The organism is Salipiger sp. (assembly GCF_059781815.1).
Genome location: NZ_JBYNAH010000403.1, coordinates 1 through 1922 on the forward strand (window position 1 = coordinate 1; position 1922 = coordinate 1922).

At 63.8% G+C, this 1922-nt stretch carries 1 protein-coding gene; it reads right to left on the minus strand.

Annotated elements, in window-relative coordinates; all coding sequences use genetic code 11:
* Positions 1-1504: DUF4214 domain-containing protein (locus tag AC6RA4_RS25245; protein WP_500165037.1), on the minus strand; the 1504-nt coding region annotated here is incomplete at its 3' end.
* Positions 1505-1922: the final 418 nt, after the last annotated feature.

Here is a 1922-nt window from a genome sequence, read left to right on the forward strand (position 1 = left end):
CCTGGTTGTCCAGCGCACCATAGGTGGCCTGGAATTCGGGACTGTTCACGAACCCGTTGACGACTTGCTGTAGGCTACGTTCGCCTGTGAACAGACGTTCGCTCCAGTTGGTCAGACCCGTCGTATCGGGCGCGCGGTCGAGCGTCGCCTGGTAGAGCCGGTAGACGATGGAGGCCTCGTCAGGGAACAGCCCGGGCCAGAGGGTATCGCCATAGAGGTAATCGTTGCCTGTGCCCCCTTCTAGCGTGTCAGGTCCCGCCAGTCCAATCAGTGTGTCATTGCCGCCCTCGCCAACGAGCAAGTCGCGCCCAGCGTCGCCCTGCAGCAGTTCCCCGAGCTCTGTCCCAACGAGGTTGTCCGCCGTGACCACATGCTGCGCGTAGATGTCGAGACCGTCTCCGCTGGGCAGTTGTGCGGACCAGGTGGCGAGAACCTCGTTTCCGGGCAGAGTGGTCAGGGACAGGTCGGACGACGAGATGCCCCCGCTGTCGAAGAGCAGCGTCTCATTGCCCTGCAAGCTTCCGTCCGCGTTGAGTCGCTGGAGGTAGAACCCTGGTGGGTGCACACCGTCAACGAAGCCGTGCGAGGACCACCCGACCAGCGCGCCGCCATCCTGCAAAGCAGTGATCTGCGGCGTGTAGGCCTCGTGCACGGTAGTGGTGCTGACCGCGATCTCGCCGCCGACCCGCGCGCCTGTAGCGTCGTAGGCTTGACCGAAGATCCGTCCATCGCCACCAACAGCCTGCGTCCAGACGGCGATGAAGCCGCCGCCCGCGAGGCCCGCCACTTGAACCTGGCCCGCGCCCCCACGGTCCGTGGCGGTGTCGATGCGGATCTCGCTGCCGAGCATCGCCCCGCCCTCGGTAAAACGTTGCGCGTAGATGCCGGCCGGCCCATTCCAGGCGACCACGAACCCACCACCAGCCAGCGCCGCGACCTGCGGATTGTCCTGCGCCCCGTCCGTCGTGGTGTTGACGAGGAACTCCGTCTCTCCGGCTCCGGGACCGCCGACGATCCGCGCCGCGATGCCCGTCGAGGCGAAATTGCCTTCTATCGCCAGGCTTTCCCAGACCGCGACCATGCCCCCGTCGCCGAGCGCTGCGGCGTCCGGGTTGCGGTGCAGGCTGGTCAGGGTGCTGAGTATCTCTCCGTCTCCTGACGGCACGCCGGTTCCGGTAACGCTCTGCGCCTCAATGAATAGACCGAACGGAGAGCTGCTGCGGGTTCCTTCCACTGCGGTTAAGCTGCCACCGGTGGCGATCAAAGAGAACGGTGTCTGCGCCGATTGAAGATCGTCCATGACCTCGAATTCGGCGCCTTGGAGTTGATCGCGGCTGTCGAAGAATGCACCGCGCAGCGTCACCGGGATGACGGAATCGCCCGAATGCCACATCACGGCATAGCCGCCGCCGGCAAGAGCGACCGCCTGCGGTTCCTGTTGCGCGCCGATGGTGAGGGTATTCACCAGGATCGGCGTGCCGACCGGTGTGGATGAGGTAGGCATGGCAGACCTCCTTGACGACCATACATCTCCGGCAGGGAAGATCTCAGGCGGAGATCGGCGGCGTTGTAGGAAACGAAAAAGGGAACTGCTGGTGTCATATGCCGCCCTCGACAGAGGATAGCACGTGACTGCGCTATCTCAAAACTCCCGCGCGGATCTTGTGGTGCCGAGAAGAGGACAACCGGCCGCCGATGACCATCTTCCGCATGTGGTAGATGTCGCCATCTCCCAGCGTGCTATCGCCTCCTTCGACGAGCATGGTCCTGTTCCCGGGATCTGCGGTCAGGGAAATAGACCGCGGACCCAGCTGTTTGGCCAATCTTCCTACTGGCAAGGGCACCACCTGCCCTGAGCTCGGTCTACCACTTTCACCCCCTCGGATGGATCAACGCTTCCCATTTCACTTGCGCAATCGCCT